Origin of the sequence: Streptomyces sp. NPDC050263 (assembly GCF_040655955.1) — a bacterium.
Lineage (GTDB): Bacteria > Actinomycetota > Actinomycetes > Streptomycetales > Streptomycetaceae > Streptomyces.
The window spans coordinates 35,635-53,566 of the sequence record NZ_JBFAKW010000064.1 but is presented as its reverse complement, the minus strand read 5'-3'; the positions used below and the strand labels follow the sequence as shown (position 1 = coordinate 53,566).

The 17,932-nt window shown below is 73.2% G+C and carries 16 protein-coding genes and 1 rRNA gene; 13 read left to right on the top strand and 4 right to left on the bottom strand.

Annotation, left to right across the window (positions count from 1 at the left end; all coding sequences use genetic code 11):
• From rrf to AB0J04_RS26330, 3 genes are all read left to right on the top strand, one after another.
• Positions 1-105 (top strand): 5S ribosomal RNA (rrf, locus tag AB0J04_RS26340); the annotation flags it as partial.
• Positions 106-293: 188 nt separating this feature from the next.
• On the top strand, positions 294-1,583 hold the full coding sequence (locus AB0J04_RS26335) for a hypothetical protein (protein WP_363171013.1): 1,290 nt from the start codon (positions 294-296) through the stop codon (positions 1,581-1,583).
• Positions 1,475-2,251 carry a tetratricopeptide repeat protein gene (locus AB0J04_RS26330; RefSeq protein WP_363171021.1) on the top strand — a complete coding sequence of 259 codons (777 nt, stop codon included), beginning with the start codon at positions 1,475-1,477 and terminating at the stop codon, positions 2,249-2,251. The genes AB0J04_RS26335 and AB0J04_RS26330 overlap by 109 nt, the downstream gene beginning before the upstream one ends.
• Before the next feature lie 51 nt (positions 2,252-2,302).
• Here AB0J04_RS26330 and AB0J04_RS26325 read toward each other — a convergent pair whose 3' ends face one another.
• A complete protein-coding gene (locus tag AB0J04_RS26325) occupies positions 2,303-3,586 on the bottom strand; it encodes a DUF1015 domain-containing protein (RefSeq protein WP_363171012.1) in 1,284 nt (427 codons plus the stop codon).
• 93 nt (positions 3,587-3,679) lie between these two features.
• Between AB0J04_RS26325 and AB0J04_RS26320 the strand changes: the two genes are divergently transcribed.
• The 4 genes from AB0J04_RS26320 (at position 3,680) to AB0J04_RS26305 (ending at position 7,787) form a co-directional block, all read left to right on the top strand.
• Complete coding sequence (locus AB0J04_RS26320) at positions 3,680-4,708, top strand: HAD hydrolase-like protein (protein WP_363171011.1); 1,029 nt, start codon at positions 3,680-3,682, stop codon at positions 4,706-4,708.
• 90 nt (positions 4,709-4,798) lie between these two features.
• Positions 4,799-5,842, top strand: a complete 1,044-nt coding sequence (locus AB0J04_RS26315) for an iron chelate uptake ABC transporter family permease subunit (protein ID WP_363171010.1) — start codon at positions 4,799-4,801, stop codon at positions 5,840-5,842.
• Between the two features lie 41 nt (positions 5,843-5,883).
• Positions 5,884-6,924 carry an iron chelate uptake ABC transporter family permease subunit gene (locus AB0J04_RS26310; protein WP_363171020.1) on the top strand — a complete coding sequence of 347 codons (1,041 nt, stop codon included), beginning with the start codon at positions 5,884-5,886 and terminating at the stop codon, positions 6,922-6,924.
• Entirely contained in the window at positions 6,921-7,787 is an 867-nt protein-coding gene (locus AB0J04_RS26305; protein ID WP_363171009.1) for an ABC transporter ATP-binding protein, read from the top strand. The genes AB0J04_RS26310 and AB0J04_RS26305 overlap by 4 nt, the downstream gene beginning before the upstream one ends.
• Here AB0J04_RS26305 and AB0J04_RS26300 read toward each other — a convergent pair.
• Positions 7,771-8,118: an SCP2 sterol-binding domain-containing protein gene (locus AB0J04_RS26300; protein ID WP_363171008.1), complete on the bottom strand. Its 348-nt coding sequence runs from the start codon at positions 8,116-8,118 to the stop codon at positions 7,771-7,773. The genes AB0J04_RS26305 and AB0J04_RS26300 overlap by 17 nt on opposite strands.
• A 42-nt stretch (positions 8,119-8,160) precedes the next feature.
• Between AB0J04_RS26300 and AB0J04_RS26295 the strand changes: the two genes are divergently transcribed.
• The 5 genes from AB0J04_RS26295 (at position 8,161) to AB0J04_RS26275 (ending at position 13,809) form a co-directional block, all read left to right on the top strand.
• Positions 8,161-8,451 (top strand): hypothetical protein, encoded by a 291-nt coding sequence (locus tag AB0J04_RS26295; RefSeq protein WP_363171007.1) that lies wholly within the window; start codon positions 8,161-8,163, stop codon positions 8,449-8,451.
• Between the two features lie 14 nt (positions 8,452-8,465).
• On the top strand, positions 8,466-9,281 hold the full coding sequence (locus tag AB0J04_RS26290; RefSeq protein ID WP_363171006.1) for a TlyA family RNA methyltransferase: 816 nt from the start codon (positions 8,466-8,468) through the stop codon (positions 9,279-9,281).
• Positions 9,278-10,183, top strand: a complete 906-nt coding sequence (locus AB0J04_RS26285) for an NAD kinase (protein WP_363171005.1) — start codon at positions 9,278-9,280, stop codon at positions 10,181-10,183. The genes AB0J04_RS26290 and AB0J04_RS26285 overlap by 4 nt, the downstream gene beginning before the upstream one ends.
• Positions 10,184-10,349: 166 nt before the next feature.
• Complete coding sequence (recN, locus tag AB0J04_RS26280) at positions 10,350-12,068, top strand: DNA repair protein RecN (protein ID WP_363171019.1); 1,719 nt, start codon at positions 10,350-10,352, stop codon at positions 12,066-12,068.
• A gap of 613 nt (positions 12,069-12,681) precedes the next feature.
• Positions 12,682-13,809 (top strand): glycosyltransferase family 4 protein, encoded by a 1,128-nt coding sequence (locus AB0J04_RS26275; RefSeq protein ID WP_363171004.1) that lies wholly within the window; start codon positions 12,682-12,684, stop codon positions 13,807-13,809.
• 15 nt (positions 13,810-13,824) lie between these two features.
• Here the strand turns inward: AB0J04_RS26275 and AB0J04_RS26270 are convergent, their stop codons facing one another.
• Positions 13,825-15,468: a PucR family transcriptional regulator gene (locus AB0J04_RS26270; protein ID WP_363171003.1), complete on the bottom strand. Its 1,644-nt coding sequence runs from the start codon at positions 15,466-15,468 to the stop codon at positions 13,825-13,827.
• Between the two features lie 81 nt (positions 15,469-15,549).
• Here AB0J04_RS26270 and AB0J04_RS26265 point away from each other — a divergent pair, with 81 nt between their 5' ends.
• Positions 15,550-16,509: an LLM class F420-dependent oxidoreductase gene (locus tag AB0J04_RS26265; RefSeq protein ID WP_363171002.1), complete on the top strand. Its 960-nt coding sequence runs from the start codon at positions 15,550-15,552 to the stop codon at positions 16,507-16,509.
• On the opposite strand, the gene AB0J04_RS26260 is transcribed toward AB0J04_RS26265, so the two are convergent.
• Positions 16,496-17,878, bottom strand: a complete 1,383-nt coding sequence (locus tag AB0J04_RS26260; protein WP_363171001.1) for an FAD-binding oxidoreductase — start codon at positions 17,876-17,878, stop codon at positions 16,496-16,498. The genes AB0J04_RS26265 and AB0J04_RS26260 overlap by 14 nt on opposite strands.
• Positions 17,879-17,932 lie beyond the last annotated feature (54 nt).

The window sequence follows — 17,932 nt, the reverse complement described above, 5'->3', positions numbered from 1 at the left end:
AGCGTGAGGGAAACGCCCGGTTACATTTCGAACCCGGAAGCTAAGCCTTACAGCGCCGATGGTACTGCAGGGGGGACCCTGTGGGAGAGTAGGACGCCGCCGAACAATCTTTGGAAGGACCCTTGGTCCCAGCGTTCAGCTGGGACCAAGGGTCCTTTTTGTTTTTCTGGAGCGCGCCGGGTAGCCGGCTGCGCGAGAATGTTTGCGGTACCGAAGACAGGAGTCACCGATGTCCACCAACTCTCCCGACGACCGACCGGAGCGCGACCAGCGGCGACGGGACAGTGGGGACCGTGGCGACCGCGGTGCCAACCGTGGTGATCGTGGCGGTTTCCGTCGCGATGAAAATCGTGGTGGTGGTTTCCGCCGTGATGATCGTCGGGATGACCGGCGTGAGGGTGATCGTGGTTCTCGTCCGGCGTTCCAGCGTGACGACCGGGGTGACCGTGGGCCGCGTCGGGACGACCGCGGCGACCGCCCCCCCTTCCGTCGCGACGACCGCCGGGACGACCGTCCCTCTTTCCGTCGTGACGACCGGCGCGATGACCGTCGTGACGACCGGCGCGATGACCGGCGTGACGATCGTCGTGACGACAATCGTGGGGACCGTGGTGGTTTCCGTCGTGACGACAACCGTCGTGATGACAACCGTGGTGGTGGTTTCCGTCGTGATGATCGTCGGGATGACCGGCGTGAGGGTGATCGTGGTTCTCGTCCGGCGTTCCAGCGTGACGACCGGGGTGACCGTGGGCCGCGTCGGGACGACCGCGGCGACCGCCCCCCCTTCCGTCGCGACGACCGTCGCGACGACCGTCGCGACGACCGCCGGGGCGATGACCGTGGTGGTTATCCCCGGCGTGACGACAACCGTGGGGGTGGCGGTGGCTTCGTTCGGCGTGACGATCGCCGCGACGACCGTGACCGCCGGGACGAGCGTCCCTCTTTCCGTCGTGACGACCGGCGCGATGACCGGCGTGACGATCGTCGTGACGACAATCGTGGGGACCGTGGTGGTTTCCGTCGTGATGACAACCGTCGTGATGACAACCGTGGTGGTGGTTTCCGTCGTGATGATCGTCGGGATGACCGGCGTGAGGGTGATCGTGGTTCTCGTCCGGCGTTCCAGCGTGACGACCGGGGTGACCGTGGGCCGCGTCGGGACGACCGCGGCGACCGCCCCGCGTTCCGTCGCGACGACCGCCGGGACGACCGTCCTCCCTTCCGTCGTGACGACCGTCGTGACGACCGTCGCGATGACCGGCGTGACGACCGGCGGAGCGATGGCCCGGGTGGATACGTGCGGCGGGACGACCGGGACGACCGGGACGCTCGTGGGCCTCGGCGGGACGATCGTGGTGGACGGCCCGGTGGGTTCCGGGGGCGTGACGGGCGGGACGACCGTCGGGATGACCGGCGTGGTGGCGGTGGGCGGTTCCGTGATGAGCGGGATCGTGACCGGGAGCCGATCAAGCGGCTGCCGATCCCGGAGGACGTCACCGGCGAGGAGATCGACAAGGACGTACGACAGGAGTTGCAGAGCCTGCCCAAGACGCTTGCCGAGGACGTCGCCAAGAACCTGGTGATGGTCGCCCGGCTGATCGACGAGGACCCCGAAGGGGCCTACGGGTACTCGAAGGTGGCCCTGCGGCTGGCTTCGCGTGTCGCCGCCGTGCGTGAGGCGGCCGGGTTCGCCGCGTACGCCAATCAGAAGTACAGCGAGGCGCTCGCCGAGTTCCGGGCCGCGCGGCGGATGAGCGGCGGCGTGGAGCTGTGGCCCGTCATGGCCGACTGCGAGCGTGGGCTCGGGCGGCCCGAGAAGGCGCTGGACATGGCAGGCGCACCCGAGGTGAACAAGCTCGACAAGGCCGGCCAGGTCGAGATGCGGCTCGTCGCGGCCGGCGCCCGGCGCGACATGGGGCAGCTGGAGGCGGCCATCGTGACGCTGCAGAGCCCCGAACTGGCGGCCAGCTCCGTCCAGCCGTGGACCGCGCGGCTGCGGTACGCGTATGCCGACGCGCTGCTCGCGGCGGGGCGTGAGGGCGAGGCGCGGGAGTGGTTCGCCAAGGCCGTCGAGGCGGACCGGGACGGCAGCACGGACGCTTCCGACCGGCTCGCCGAGTTGGACGGGGTGGACTTCGTCGACGCCTTGGACGACAGCGAGACCGACGGGGTCGAGGAGGCCGTCGTCGAAAAGGCGGCGGAAGACGTAGAGGACGCGGGTGAGAAGAAGGCCGACCGCGACGAGGACTGACGTATGCGCTGGGGCGGGATCCGGTTCACCGGGTTCCGCCCCTTCGTGCGTTCAGGCGTCGAGTGCGCGCAGGACCAGGCCAGAGGCCGGTTTCGGGCCGAACGACGTCGACTTGCGGGGCATCGTGACGCCCTGGCGGGCGAGGTCGCGGACGACGTCCTCGTGAACGGGGTGGAGCAGGATCGCGGTACCGCCGTCGCGTTGCGCCTTGCGGACCGTCGCCGTCGTGTCGTGGATGTAGGCGATGCGGGTGGGGTCGTCCTCGGGGATGTGCCAGATGTGGTCGAGGAGGGTGGCGTGCAGGACCGTCGCGTCCAGGGTGCGCCAGGCGTCCGGGCGGTCGGTGGGGACGGTGCGGTCGAGGAGGGCCTGGTCGGGGCGGTCGACGAGGTGGAAGGCGCCGTCGCCCGCGAGGAGGAACGCGTTGCCCGCGCGGGCGGCGTCCGCCAGGGCTTCGAGGGCCTGCGCGAGGGGGACGTCCAGGCGCCGGACGCGGAACCGGCCGTCGAGCGCGGCCAGGGCCTCCGCGACGGGCAGGCCGTGCAGGAGGCGGTGGATGGCGCGGACGCGCAGCGGGTAGCGGACGGTGTCGACCAGGAGGACCAGGCCGTGGTCCCAGGGGCTGGGTGAGGGGTGCTCCGCGTGGAGGCGGAGGTAGGTGGCCCAGCGGTGGTGGCCGTCGGCGATGAGCGCCTGGTGGCGGGCGAGGTCCTCCTGGACGCGGGCCGTGTCGGCGGGGTCGGTGATCGCCCAGAGGCGGTGGCTGTAGCCGTCCTCCGTGGTGGTGGAGAGGAGCGGGGGCCGGTCGGTCGTGCGGTCGATGATCTCCGCCGTGGCGCCGTTGCCCCGGTAGGTGAGGAGGAGGGGTTCGAGGTTCGCGTGCGTGGCGCGCATCAGGGCCGCGCGGTCCGCGACGACGTGCGGCATGACGTCCTCGTGGGGGAGGACGATCCCCTCCGACGGCTCCGAGACGCGCAGGGCGCCGATGACGCCGCGCTGGAGCATGCCGTCGGCGTGCCGTTGCTCGTAGACGTACAGGGCGGGCTCGGGGTCGGCCGCGAGGACGCCTTCGGAGAGCCAGCGGTCCAGGGTGTCGGCGGCCTGTTCGGTGCGGGCGGTGGGGGTGGTCGCCTGCGGGAGGATCAGGCGGACGATGTTGTACGGGTCCGCGTCCTGGAGGTGGTGCAGGCCGTCGGGGCGGACGACGACGTCGTACGGCGGGGACGTGACGGCGGCGAGGCTGCCGACCCGGTCGGGGTCGTAGCGCAGGCCTCGGAACGGGGTGAGTTCCAGGCCTCGGGGCGCCGTTGCTTCCGAGTGACCTGCTGTGTTCATCCCGGCATCGTACGGCTCGGACATGTGGGCGTCCCTCTGTCGGTGGCATGCGGGATGATCGGGGAAAGCGGAGCTAACGAGGAGCGATGTGCAATGAGCCGGAGCGTCAGGACGAGGCCCGAGGGCAGTGGGCAGGCCCTGAGCGAGGCGTACGACACGGCGCTGCTCGATCTGGACGGGGTGGTGTACGCGGGCGGGAACGCGATCGTTCACGCGGTCGAGTCGCTGGCCGTCGCGCGGGCCGGCGGAATGCGTCTGGCGTATGTCACCAACAACGCGCTGCGGACGCCCGACACGGTCGCCGGGCATCTCACCGAGTTGGGGATACCGACCGGGGCCGACGACGTCATCACCTCGGCGCAGGCCGTGGCGCGGCTGATCAGTGAGCAGGTCCCGGCGGGGGCCCGGGTGCTGGTGATCGGCGGGGAGGGGCTGCGGGTCGCGCTGCGCGAGCGGGGGCTCGTCCCGGTGGAGTCGGCGGACGACGATCCGGCGGCCGTGGTGCAGGGGTTCGGCGGTCCCGACCTGCCGTGGGGGCGGTTCGCGGAGGCGTCCTACGCCGTGGCGCGCGGGGTGCCGTGGTTCGCGTCCAACACGGATCTGACGATTCCCAGCGGGCGGGGGATCGCGCCGGGCAACGGGGCCGCGGTGCAGGTCGTGCGGATCGCGACCGGGGCCGAGCCGCAGGTCGCGGGCAAGCCGCTGCCTCCGATGCACCGGGAGACGATCCTGCGGACGGGCGCCGAGCGGCCGTTGGTCGTCGGGGACCGGCTGGACACGGACATCGAGGGCGCGTTCAACGGCGAGGTCGACTCACTGCTCGTCCTCACCGGTGTCACCGACGGCGCGCAGTTGCTCGCCGCGCCGCCGCAGCACCGGCCGACGTATGTCGACAGCGATCTGCGCGGGATGCTCACCGGGCAGCCGGAAGTCGTCGCGGAGGGCGCTGGGTTCCGGTGCGGCGGGTGGACGGCGAGTGCCGGTGCCGAGCATCTGGAGTTGGCCGGTGACGGCGAGGCTCTGGACGGCTTGCGGGCGTTGTGCGCGGCGGCCTGGACGGTGGCGGGGGACGGGGCGTGCGGGCTGGACGGGGGGAAGGCGCTGGCGCGGCTGGGGTTGTGACGAGGGTTCCTGTCGCCCGGAGCCTGTGGACCCGGCAGTGGCGGTGACCGGGGATCCAGACGCGATGGGAGGGTAGGCTAACCTAACTGCGTGTTGGTCGAGAGCGTTCCCGAACAGCGCGCGGAGACCGCCTCCGCGCCACCGAACCGACGGGCGATACGTTCCGTCGGGTTGCTCGCCGCTCTGGCGGTCCTGCTGCTGGTGGCCGTGGCGAGCATTGCCGTCGGGGCTAAGGAGTTGTCCGTCGCGCAGGTCTGGCACGGGCTGTTCGAGAACTCGGGCACCTATGCGGACGTCGTCGTCGACGAGCGGCTGGCGCGGACCGTGCTCGGAGTGCTCGTCGGCGCCGCGCTCGGCCTGTCGGGGGCCGTGCTGCAGGCGCTGACGCGCAATCCGCTGGCCGATCCGGGGCTGCTCGGCATCAACGCGGGCGCCTCGGCCGCCGTCGTCACCGCCATCACCTACTTCGGCGTCACGAGTCTGACCGGCTATGTGTGGTTCGCCTTCTTCGGGGCGGCCGCCGTCGGCGCGCTGGTCTGGTTCCTCGGCGGCAGCCGGGGGGCCACGCCGGTGCGGCTCGCGCTCGCCGGCACCGCGATCAGCGCCGCGCTCTACGGCTACCTCCAGGCCGTGATGATCATGGATGACGCGGCGCTCTCCAGGATGCGTTTCTGGACGGTGGGTTCGCTGTCGACGGCGACCGACGAGACCATCTGGCAGGTGCTGCCCTTCCTGGCGGTCGGCACGCTTCTCGCGTTCGTCCTCGCCCGGCCGCTGAACGCCGTGGCCATGGGCGACGACACGGCGAAGGCGCTCGGCGCGAACCTCAACCGGACCCGGGCGCTGTCGATGCTCGCCGCCACCGTGCTGTGCGGCGCGGCGACCGCCGCCTGCGGGCCGATCGTGTTCGTCGGGCTGATGGTCCCGCACGTCGTCCGCTCGTTCACCGGCCCCGACCTGCGCTGGATCATGCCGTACGCGGCGGTCCTGTCGCCGGTGCTGCTGCTCGGCTCCGACGTCGTCGGCCGGGTCGTCGCCCGGCCCTCCGAGGTCCAGGTCGGCATCGTCACCGCGATCATCGGCGGCCCGGTCTTCATCTTTCTCGTACGACGGCGGAGGACGGCCCAGCTGTGAAGACCGCACAGAAGACCGCTCCGAGGACCGCACAGAAGACCGTGCCGAAGACCGCGCGTGCGGTGCGTACCCCCGGTGGGCTCTCCGTCCGGCTGGATCTGCGGGCGCTGATCGTCGTCCTGCTGCTGGTGGTCGCCGCGCTCGCCGCGAGCGTCGTGCTGATCGGCACCGGCGACTTCCCGATCCCGGCCGGGGACGTCGTGAAGACGCTGCTCGGCGACGGCAACGCCGGGCAGGAGTTCATCGTCAACGAACTGCGGCTGCCGCGGGTCCTCGTGGGGCTGCTCGTCGGCGCTTCGCTGGGGCTCGGCGGGGCGCTGTTCCAGGCCGTGTCGCGCAACCCGCTGGGCAGTCCGGACGTGCTCGGGCTCGGGCAGGGGGCGACGGCCGGCGCGCTCGTGATGATCGTGCTGTTCTCCGGGAGCGCCGCCCAGGTGACCGTCGGCGCGCTGGTCGGCGGCCTGGTGACCGGGGCCCTCATCTACCTGCTGGCGTGGAAGCGGGGGGTGCACGGGTACCGGCTGGTGCTCGTCGGCATCGGCGTCTCGGCCATCGCGACGGCCGTCAACGGCTATCTGATGACCAAGGCCGACTTCGTGGACGCGGCCCGTGCGGTCGTGTGGATGACCGGCACCCTCGACGGGCGTGACTGGAAGCAGGTCTGGCCGCTGCTCGCCCTGGCCTGCGTACTCGTGCCGCTCGTCCTCGCCAACGCGCGCGGGCTGCGCATGATGGAGATGGGCGACGACGTCTCCCACGCGCTGGGGGTGCGGGTGGAGCGCGTGCGGCTGCTGCTGATGGTCGCCGCCGTGCTGCTCACCGCGGCCGCGACCGCCGCGGCGGGCCCCGTCAGTTTCGTGGCGCTCACCGCGCCGCAGCTCGCCCGGCGGCTGACCCGGTCGCCCGGGCCGAATCTCGTGCCGTCCCTGTGCATGGGCGCCGCCCTGCTGGTCACCGCCGACTGGGGCGCGCAGCGGCTCTTCGGCGACGGACAGCTGCCCGTGGGCGTGGTCACCGGTGTGCTCGGCGGGGTCTACCTGTTGTGGCTCCTGGTCACCGAGCGCAAGGCGGGACGGATATGAGCCGCGCCACCCCCGCAGGCAATGGGCCGAACATCAAGAGGAGCACCGTGAACCGCCTGTCCGCCGAGAACGTCACCCTCGCCTATGACCAGCGGGTCATAGCCGAACAGCTGTCGGTGGAGATACCGGACAACTCCTTCACCGTGATCGTCGGCCCGAACGCCTGCGGCAAGTCGACGCTGCTGCGGGCGCTGTCGCGGATGCTGAAGCCGAGCAAGGGCCGGGTGCTGCTCGACGGGCAGGCGATCCAGTCGATGCCGGCGAAGAAGGTGGCGCGGACGCTGGGGCTGCTGCCGCAGTCGTCCATCGCGCCCGAGGGGATCACCGTCGCCGATCTCGTCGGCCGCGGCCGGTACCCGCACCAGGGGATCCTGCGGCAGTGGTCGTCCGAGGACGAGCGGGTCGTGGGGGAGTCGATGGCGCAGACCGGGGTCGCCGAGCTCGCCGACCGGTTCGTCGACGAGCTGTCCGGCGGCCAGCGGCAGCGGGTGTGGATCGCGATGGCCCTCGCCCAGCAGACCCCGCTGCTGCTGCTCGACGAGCCGACGACGTATCTCGACATCCAGCACCAGATCGACGTCCTGGACCTGTGCGCGGAGCTGCACGAGGAGCAGGGGCGCACGCTGGTCGCCGTGTTGCACGACCTCAACCACGCGGCCCGGTACGCCACCCATCTGATCGCGCTGAAGGAGGGCGAGGTCATCGCGCAGGGCGCGCCGGCGGACGTCGTCACGGCCGCGCTGGTGGAGGAGGTCTTCGGGCTGCGCTGCCAGGTCATCGACGACCCGGAGACGGGGACGCCGCTGGTGGTGCCGGCGGCGCGCAAGGCACGCTCGCGCGTGGTCGCTAGAGAAGCTTCCTGAGCTGGAACAGGTCCCTGAGACCGGCCTCCAGCTTCACCCGCCCTGAGCCCCACGCCTTCGCGAAGTTCAGCTCGCCGGCGACCAGCGCGACCAGGTCGTCGCCGGTCATGGCCAGCCTGATCTGGGCCTTCTCGGCAGGAGGCCCCTGCAGGGTGTCGTGCACCACGATCCGGCCGCCTGTCATACGGCCGACGAACGTGATGTCCAGGTCGGTGATCCGGCAGCTCACCGAACGGTCCAGGGCAGCGGCCGTCCGGACGTCGCCTTCGGCGCCCTGCATGTTGTCGGAGAGCTTCTCGAGTGCGGCACGGCACTCCTCGATCGTGGCCATCGTGATCGACGGTACCCCAGGGGTTCGCGGTAGCGTCTGGGCATGAGCGACACAGTTCCGCAGACGGGGACGGGGATCGGGACGGAGGCCGTGGCGGAGCCGCCGGAGCCGGAGCACGACCCCGCCGCGCCCGCCCCGCTGGCCGTCCCGCGCGTCGCCACCGGCGACGCCGAGGTGGACGCGCAGCTGGAGCGGCTGGCCGACGCGGACCACCTCGCCACGGACGGACATCTCGAGGTGTACGAGGATGTACACCGGGGGCTGCGCGACGCGCTCACCGCGCTCGACGCCCGCCCGGGACCTCCGGCGCCCCCATCGACGTACGGCAAGTAGGAGCTGAACCGAACGTGGCAGGAGTCGCACGTCGCCGTCTGGACGCGGAGCTGGTCCGCCGGAAGCTGGCGCGCTCGCGCGAGCACGCGGGCCAGTTGATCGCCGCCGGGCGGGTCTCCGTCGGCAGGACCGTCGCGACCAAGCCCGCCACGCAGGTGGAGACGGCGGCCGCGATCGTCGTCGCCGTCGATGACGACGACCCCGACTACGTGTCCCGCGGCGGCCACAAGCTGGCCGGCGCGCTGGAGGTCTTCGTGCCGCAGGGGCTCGTGGTGGAGGGGCGGCGCGCGCTCGACGCCGGCGCGTCCACCGGCGGGTTCACCGATGTGCTGCTGCGGGCGGGGGCGGTGCACGTGGTCGCCGTGGACGTCGGATACGGACAACTCGCATGGTCTCTTCAGAGCGATGAACGCGTCACCGTCAAGGACCGTACGAACGTACGCGAGTTGACGCTTGAAGCGATCGATGGGAAGCCTGTGGATCTTGTCGTGGGGGACTTGTCCTTCATCCCGCTGGGGCTGGTGCTGCCCGCCCTCGCCCGGTGCACCGGGCCGGACGCGGATCTGGTGATGATGGTCAAGCCGCAGTTCGAGGTGGGGAAGGAACGGCTCGGCAGCGGAGGTGTCGTACGGAGTCCGCAACTGCGGGCGGAGGCCGTGCGGGGTGTGGCCGGGAAGGCGTGGGAGCTGGGGCTAGGCGTGAAGGGTGTCACCGCCAGCCCGCTGCCCGGGCCGTCGGGCAATGTCGAGTACTTTCTGTGGCTCCGGGCGGGGGCGCCTGCGCTCGACCCGGCCGATGTCGACCGTGCAGTTGCGGAGGGGCCGCGTTGACTCTGAACCGAGCTCGTACTGTGTTCCTGCTCGCCCACACCGGGCGGCCTGCGGCCATTCGCAGCGCCGAACTGGTGGTCAAGGGGCTGGTGCGCGAGGGCATCGGGGTGCGCGTACTGGAGTACGAGGCCGCCGATCTGCCGCTGCCGGACGAGGTGGAGCTGGTCTCCGAGGCCACCCCGCAGTGCCTTGAAGGGTGCGAGCTGCTCATCGTCCTGGGCGGTGACGGCACGCTGCTGCGCGGTGCGGAGTTCGCGCGGGCGTCCGGGGTGCCGATGCTCGGCGTCAACCTCGGGAGCGTCGGCTTCCTCGCGGAGGCCGAGCGGGACGACCTCGACAAGGTCGTCGACCGGGTGGTGACGAAGGCGTACGAGGTCGAGGAGCGGATGACCGTCGACGTCGTCGTGCACCGCAACGGCGACATCGTGCACACCGACTGGGCGCTGAACGAGGCGGCCGTGCAGAAGGCGGGCGCCGAGAAGCTGCTGGAGGTCGTGCTGGAGATCGACGGGCGGCCGGTCACCGGGTTCGGGTGCGACGGGATCGTGCTGTCGACGCCGACCGGGTCCACCGCCTACGCGTTCTCGGCCGGCGGGCCGGTGGTGTGGCCCGAGGTCGAGGCGCTGCTGATGGTGCCGATCAGTGCGCACGCGCTGTTCGCGAAGCCGCTCGTGACCTCGCCGAACTCGGTGCTCGCCGTGGAGCTGATGCCCCACATTCCGCCCGGTGTCCTGTGGTGCGACGGGCGGCGGACCTTCGAGTTGCCTCCGGGGGCCCGGGTCGAGGTGCGGCGGGGCAGCGTGCCGGTGCGGCTGGCCCGGCTGCACCACGCCTCCTTCACCGACCGGCTGGTGGCGAAGTTCGCGCTGCCCGTCTCGGGGTGGCGGGGCGCGCGGCATTAGCGGCATCGCGTCTGTCGACCGAGTGCGCCGAGTGAGGTGAGTGCACTCGGGTGGGTGATAAGTGAAGGCCCTCCGCTTTCGCCCACCTGCTGGTTCGCGCTGTGGAGGCGGGGGGCGTCGCACTCCCGCCCCCCGACCTCGTAAGGTCTTGTCCGTGTTGGAGGAGATGCGGATACGGTCGCTCGGAGTCATCGACGACGCGGTCATCGAGCTGTCGCCCGGCTTCACCGCCGTCACGGGTGAGACCGGTGCGGGCAAGACCATGGTGGTGACCAGCCTCGGACTGCTGCTGGGCGGGCGCGCGGACCCGGCGCTCGTGCGGATCGGCGCCGAGAAGGCGGTCGTGGAGGGGCGCATCAGCGTGCCCGCGGGCGCCTCGGTGGCCGTCCGGGCCGAGGAGGCCGGGGCCGAACTCGACGACGGGGTGTTGCTCATCAGCCGTACCGTTTCCGCCGAGGGGCGGTCACGGGCGCACGTGGGCGGGCGCAGCGTGCCCATGGGCGTGCTCGCCGAGCTGGCGGACGAGCTGGTGGCGGTGCACGGGCAGACCGACCAGCAGGGGCTGCTGAAGCAGTCCCGGCAGCGGCAGGCGCTGGACCGGTACGCGGGCGACGCGGTGACCGTGCCGCTCGCCAAGTACACCGAGGCCTACCGGCGGCTGCGGTCCGTTGCCGTCGAGCTGGAGGAGATCGTCACACGCGCGCGTGAGCGGGCCCAGGAGGCCGACATGCTGCGCTTCGGACTCGACGAGATCGCCGGTGTCGAACCACGGGCCGGGGAGGACGTGGAGCTGGCGGAGGAGGCCGAGCGGCTCGGGCACGCGGAGGCGCTGTCGTCCGCCGCCACGGCCGCCCACGCAGCCCTCGCCGGGAACCCGGAGGACCCCGAGGGCATCGAGGCCACCACGCTCGTCGCGGGCGCGCAGCGGGCCCTGGAGGCCGTCAGGTCGCACGATCCGGCGCTGGCGGCGCTCGCCGACCGGATCGGAGAGATCGGGATCCTGCTGGGTGATGTGGCGGGCGAGCTGGCGGGGTACGCCGACGACCTCGACGCCGACCCGCTGCGGCTGTCGGCCGTCGAGGAGCGGCGGGCCGCGCTCACCGCGCTCACCCGCAAGTACGGCCAGGACGTGAACTCCGTCCTCGCCTGGGCCGAGCAGAGCGCCGCCCGGCTCACCGAGCTGGACGGCGACGACGAGCGCATCGACGAGCTGACCGCCGAACGGGACGCGCTGCGCGCCGAACTCGGCGGGCTGGCACAGGCGCTGACGGACGCGCGCACGGAGGCCGCCGCGAGGTTCGCGGCGGCGGTGACCGCAGAGCTCGCGTCCCTGGCGATGCCGCACGCGCGCGTGTCGTTCGACATCCGGCAGACCGAGGACCCGGAGGGCGTGGAGGTCGGCGGCCGGGCGGTCGCGTACGGGCCGGCCGGCGCGGACGAGGTCGAGCTGCTGCTCGCCCCGCACCCGGGCGCGCCGCCGCGGCCCATCGCCAAGGGGGCGTCGGGCGGTGAGCTCTCGCGCGTGATGCTCGCCGTGGAGGTCGTGTTCGCGGGGACGGATCCGGTGCCGACGTACCTCTTCGACGAGGTCGACGCGGGTGTGGGCGGCAAGGCGGCCGTCGAGATCGGGCGGCGGCTCGCGAAGCTCGCGAAGAGCGCGCAGGTCGTGGTCGTCACCCACCTTCCGCAGGTCGCCGCCTTCGCCGACCGGCAGCTGCTGGTGGAGAAGACCAACGACGGGTCGGTGACCCGGTCCGGCGTGAAGGTCCTGGAGGGCGAGGAGCGGATCCGGGAGCTGTCCCGGATGCTGGCGGGCCAGGAGGACTCCGAGACGGCCCGGGCGCATGCGGAGGAGCTGCTGGCGACGGCCCGCGCGGACGGCTAGGGGGCTTCTGATGGATCTCCGTGGGAGAAGGTGCGGCGAGAGTGCGTGCCGGGCGTCGCGACGCCGCGGAGATCCATCAGAAGCCCCCCTAGGGCCTGTCCGGCGGATCATGCCGTGGACGCGGGGTGTGGCACGCCCTCCCCCAGAGGGGGTACCCCCAGCGGCGTTGTCGTCGGTTGCCAACCTCCCCCGCTCTCGGCTTCGCTCGAGCGGGGGGACCCCCATCACCCCGCTCATCGGCACTGCCGAGGCAGCGCCGATCTCCTGCGACCTGCTCGGCCGGACAGGCCCCAGCGGCGGCGACGTGGGAGCACCCGGGCGGGCCGGTCGGGCTGGACGGGGTGGCCGGTCGGGGTGGCCGGTCGTGGTGAACGGTCGGGCGGTTCGTGGGGACTCGGGGTAGTCGAACGGAACCCCGATTTCCTTCACCCGTGTGGGTGATGCAGGGGGGTCTGTCGCCGGGTGCCCGGGTGCTGGGCGGCACGGAACACCCGTACGTGCTGGCATCCTTGGGCGTAGTACGTGGAGGAACGTCAGCGGTCCACCCCTCCGCCCGGTCCCTTCTGTACGTTTCTTCGTGACCGTCCGACGCCGAACCAGGAGCCCCGGCCACGTGAGCAGCCACTCACCGCACGGCCAGTCGTCGCTGCGCACCGTGCAGGTGCTGGGCGGCGGCAACGCCGGCAGCAGCGCGCACGTGCGCTCCCTGGCCTCGGGGCTGGTCGCTCGGGGCGTACGGGTCACGGTGTGCGCCCCTGTCGACGTCGATCACACCTACGACTTCACGGGCACCGGAGCCGAACACGTACACGTGCCGCGCAGCAGCGACCCGGGGTCCGTGGCGGCGCTCCGGGCGGCCTGCACGGACGCCGACCTCGTCCACGCGCACGGACTGCACGCCTCCTTCCGCGCCGTCCTCGCGCTCAGCGGCCGGCGTACCCCGCTCGTCGTCACCTGGCACAACCGTGCGCACGCCGAGGGCGCCCGGGCCCATCTGCTGCGGCTGCTGGAGCGGCGGGTCGCGCGGACGGCCGCCGTGGTCCTCGGCACCACCTCCGACCTGGTCGACCGGGCCCGCCGCACGGGCGCCCGCGACGCGCGGCTCGCCGCGGTGGCGGTGCCCGGGTCCCGTCCGGGCGAGGCGACCGAGGAGTCGGAGCTGCAGCCCCCGAAGATGCGGGCCGAACTCGGCGCCATCGGCCGCCCGTTGCTCATGGCGGTCGGCTCCCTGGACCGGCACCGCGGCTACGACCTGCTGCTGGACGCCTCGCGCGCGTGGCGGCGGCTGGACCCCGCGCCGCTGGTCGTGATCGCGGGGGAGGGGCCGCAGCGGGCGGAGCTCCAGCGCCGTATCGAGGACGAGGAGCTGCCCGTCCGGCTCGTCGGGCGGCGGGACGACGTGAGCGATCTGCTCGCCGCCGCCGACCTCGCCCTGCTGCCCGGCGGCGGGGAGTCGCGGTCGGTCCTCGCACAGGAGGCCCTGCACGCGCGTGTGCCGCTCGTCGCGGCCCTGGCGGGCGGTATCCGCGAACTCGTCGGCGACGCGGCCGAACTGGTGCCGCCGGACGACGCGGTGGCCTTCGCCGCCGCTGTCGAACGCCTGCTCGGCGATCCGGAACGGGCCGAGCTGCTGCGGGACCTGGGCACCCGGCAGACGGCCACCTGGCCCACCGAGGACGAGACGGTCGCCCAGGTGCTCAGCGTCTACGACGAGTTGACCCGGCCCCGGCCGATGAGCTGAGCCGACGCGGGCCGCTCACGGTACGTGCCGGCGCGCGCGGAGGGCCAGGCTCAGCGCCAGGACCGTCTGCGGGTCGTCGAGGTCCGTGCCGAGCAACTCGCCGATACGGGCGAGGCGGTTGTACAGCGTCTGGCGGTTGAGATGCAGTTCGCGGGCGGTCTCCGCCTTGCGGCCGGCGTGCGCCAGATAGGTCTCCAGGGTGGGCAGCAGGGGTGGCCTGGAGCGGTGGTCGTGGTCGCGGACCGGGCCGATCGCGCGGTCCACGAAGGCCGCCAGGTCGGGGTGTTCGCGCAGCCGCCACAGCAGCAGGTCGATGTCCAGGCGGCGGGCGTCGTACCAGGGGCGGTCCGGCAGGCCCTGGGCGGCGGTCGCCGTCTCCGCCGCGTGTCTGAGGCCCGCCGAGGCGGCCGCCCAGCCGCCCGCGACCCCGACGACCACGAGCGGCGGCTGCGCCCCCGGCCGCTGCATCCCGGCGCGCTCCACCCCGGCGCGCAGCGCCGCCGCGACCCGGTCCGCGACCGACGACCGCTCCGACTCCGAGCGCAGTCCCAGCAGCACCGGCACCCGGCCCTCCACCGGCCGTACGCCCAGCAGCACCGGCACGCCCACCGACGCCAGCTCCTCCGCGACCGCGCGGGCCAGCACCGCCCAGCCGCCGCCGGCGGAGATGCCGTCGGCCAGCCGCATGACGACCGGGAGCAGCGGGCCGGAGCCGGGCCGGAAGCCGAGGACGCGCGCCTGCGCCGGAGCGTCCTCGGCGGCGATCCGGCCCTCGGCGAGGTCGGTCAGGAAGTCGCCCCGCCCGCGGGCCGCGAGCTCCTCCTCCTGGCGGGCCTGCATCAGCACCACGGCGAGGATCCCGGCCGTCCGCTCGGCGGCGATCCGGTGCACGGGTGCGAGCGGGGCGCGCACGGGCAGGAGCACGAGCCGGGCGCGTACCGAACCCGCCCCCGGCCCGCCCCCGGGCACGTCCACCAGGACCGAACCGGCGGGTGGCGGCGCGTCCTTGCGCGGGCCGCGCAGCCCCTCCCACACCTGAAGCGGATCCGCGCCCTCCGGACCGGCCCCGGCCGCGTACAGGAGCTGACCTTCGGTGGTCTCCAGGAACACCGGATTGCCGCTGAAGTCGGCCAGGATGCCCAGCACCTGCGGGATCCCGCCCCCGCCGAGCAGGGCCTCGGTGCAGCGCCGGTGCACCTCCTCCGCCTGCTGGAGCAGTGCGTAGTGGCCGTTGACGATTTCGGTGTGGACCTCCTCCGTGACCGCCACGAACGGCACCTCGCGGTGCAGTTGGACGAGCGGGAGCCCGGTCGTGCGGGCCGTCTCGACCAGGGCCGCGGGCAGCCGGGTGAACCGCGGGCCCAGCTCGATCACCAGGGCCGCGATGCCCCGCTCGGCCAGGGTGCGCACGAACGCCCGCTGTTCGGCCGGACGGGTGCCGAGGCCGTAGCCCGTGGTCAGCAGCAGTTCGCCGCCCTTGAGCAGGGAGGCGATGTGGGGGACCTCGCCCGCGTGCACCCAGCGCACCGTGCGGTCCAGCCGGTCGTCGCCCGCGAGGATCTCGGGCAGCCCGCTGCGCAGTCCGGGCAGCTCGAGCGCACGCTGCACGGTGATGCCGGCGCTCTGGCTGTCGAATCGGTGGTCCGTACGGCTGTCCATGCAGCGGACGCTACCTGCGCAGACGTTCCGGCAACATCTTCGGACCGGGTTGGACGGCCGGTTGCCGGGTAGCGGCGGGCCATGGACTTCAGTGTGGTTGCCGTGGCCCGTGAGGACGACAGCCCGGTCGACGAGCCGCTGCGCATCGCAGGCCTCGCCGACCGGCTCGGTTACCGGGAGGTGTGGGCCGGGGAGGGGCCGACCTGGGACGCGTTCGTGCTGGCCGCCGCGCTCGGCCGGGTCACCGAACGGGCCGTGCTGACGGCCGGGCCGGTACCGGTGTCGGTGCGCGATCCGTACACCCTCGCCCGGGGCGCCGCGTCGGTGGCCGCCGTCACCGGGGGCCGGGCGGTCGGCGTGGCGCTGGGCACGTCGAGCAAGCGTGTGGTGGAGGGCGTGCACGGGCGGCCCCGGGCGCGTCCCGCCGCCGTCCTCGGCGAGAGCGCGCGGGCCCTGCGGGGGCTGCTGCACCGCCCGCCCGGCGAGCCGGTCGTGCCCGGCAGTCCCTTCCGGCACCGGCTCCCGCCGCCCGGCGGCCCGCTCACCGTGGCCGCGTTCGGGGACCGCGCGATCGCCGCGGCCGCCGCGCACGCCGACCGGATGCTGCTCGACGTCGTCTCCCCGGAGCAGGTGCGCGAGCTGCGCGCCAGGCTGGACGCGGCGGCAGGGAAGGCGGGCCGGACGCCGCCCACGCTCGCCGCCTGGCTGCCCGCGGCCGTCGACCCGGCACCCGCGTCGCTCACCCAGGTCCTGGGCAGCATCGCCGGATACCTGACCGTGCCGGGGTACCGCGAGGTGTTCGCCGAGGCCGGTTTCCACGAGGCCGTCGCCCTCGCCGCGGCCGGCGCCGACCGCGCCGTCCTGGTCCGCGCTCTGCCCCCGGAGGCCGCGGCCACCGTCGGCCTGGTGGGTGACCTCGGCGCCGTGCGGGCCCGGATCGACGCCTACGCCGAGGCGGGGCTCGACGAGATCGCGCTCGTTGCGGCCACGGACGGCGATCCGGCGGGGGAGCGGACGCTGACGGCGCTCAGGCCGGCCTGATGTTGTGGTTGAAGCGGAACACGTTGTCGGGGTCGTACGACCGCTTCACGTCCGCGAGCCGCCGGGCGTTCTCGGCGCCCACGCCGGCCACGACCCGGTCGGCGCCCTCGTCGCCGATGAAGTTGAGGTAGACCGCGCCCGTGCTCCACGGCTGGGCGTCGGCCCGCACGTCCCGGACCCACTGGACGCAGCGCCCGTCGTCGGCCGGGTCCTCCCAGAGCCCGAAGGGATGCACGCCCCACGGCGCGTCCCGGTAGGGGACCGGGTACTCGTGCGGTCCGGCGGCGATCGCCCCGCCCTGCGGGAACAGCGCGTGCAGGGTCCCCGTCGGCACGGGCAGGGACTCGCCGCGGGCGCAGTAGACGTCCACGTAGTCGTCGGGCGCGCCGGTCAGGTACTCCGCCGACCAGTAGTTCCGCATGCCCGGCGGGTCGTCGATCATGCACTGGACGTCGGCGTACGGCATCGCGCCGACGACCTCCGCCTCGTGCGACAGGGCCAGCAGCGGTTCGGCCACCTTGCGCAGGTCGCTCTCACTGCCGGCGTAGGTCAGCAGCACCCCGCAGAGCAGGCTGCCGACCAGGTGCGGCGGGACGAACTCCTCGGGCGGGCCGCAGAGGTAGAGCACCGCGCCGCCCGCCTCGTCCGGGCCGGCCGTGATCACGTCCCGGTAGGTGCGGGTGGCCTCGGGGCCGAACTCCGGCAGGTACAGCAGCAGCGCGATGGAGAACTCGGGCAGCTCGTGCAGCTTCAGGGTGAGCGCGGTGGCGATGCCGAAGTTTCCGCCGCCGCCGTGCAGCGCCCAGAACAGGTCGGGATTGTCGTCCGCGCCGGCGTGCACCCGTCGGCCCTCGGCGGTGACGACTTCGACGCCGAGCAGGTTGTCGACCGCGAGGCCGAAGCAGCGGTCCAGCCAGCCGGTGCCGCCGCCCAGGACGAAGCCGCCGACGCCGGTGGTGGAGGCCCGGCCGCCGGTGGTGGCGAGGGCGTGCGGCTGGCAGGCGCGGTCCAGGTCGCTCATGGTGGCCCCGCCCGCGATCCGCACCGCCTCGGCGGCGGGATCGACGGTGACCGTGCGCATGTGACGCAGGTCCACCACCAGCGCCCCGTCGCCCAGCGCCATGCCGGCGACGCTGTGCCCGCCGCCGCGCACCGCGATCGGCAGGTCGAGGTCACGGGCGAAGCGCACCGACCGGACGACGTCGGACTCGTCCACGCACTGGGCGATGACGGCCGGACGGCGGTCGATCATCGCGTTGAAGACCGTCCGGGCTTCGTCGTAACCCGGATCCTGCGGGGCGAACACGTCGCCGACGAGATCCTCGCGCAGCGCGGCGAGGGCCGCGCCCGCCTTCGACGGGGAGGCCATGGGGCGCCCCCTTTCGTGCAGGGGCTATGACCTACCCAGCCTAGGCGCGCGCGG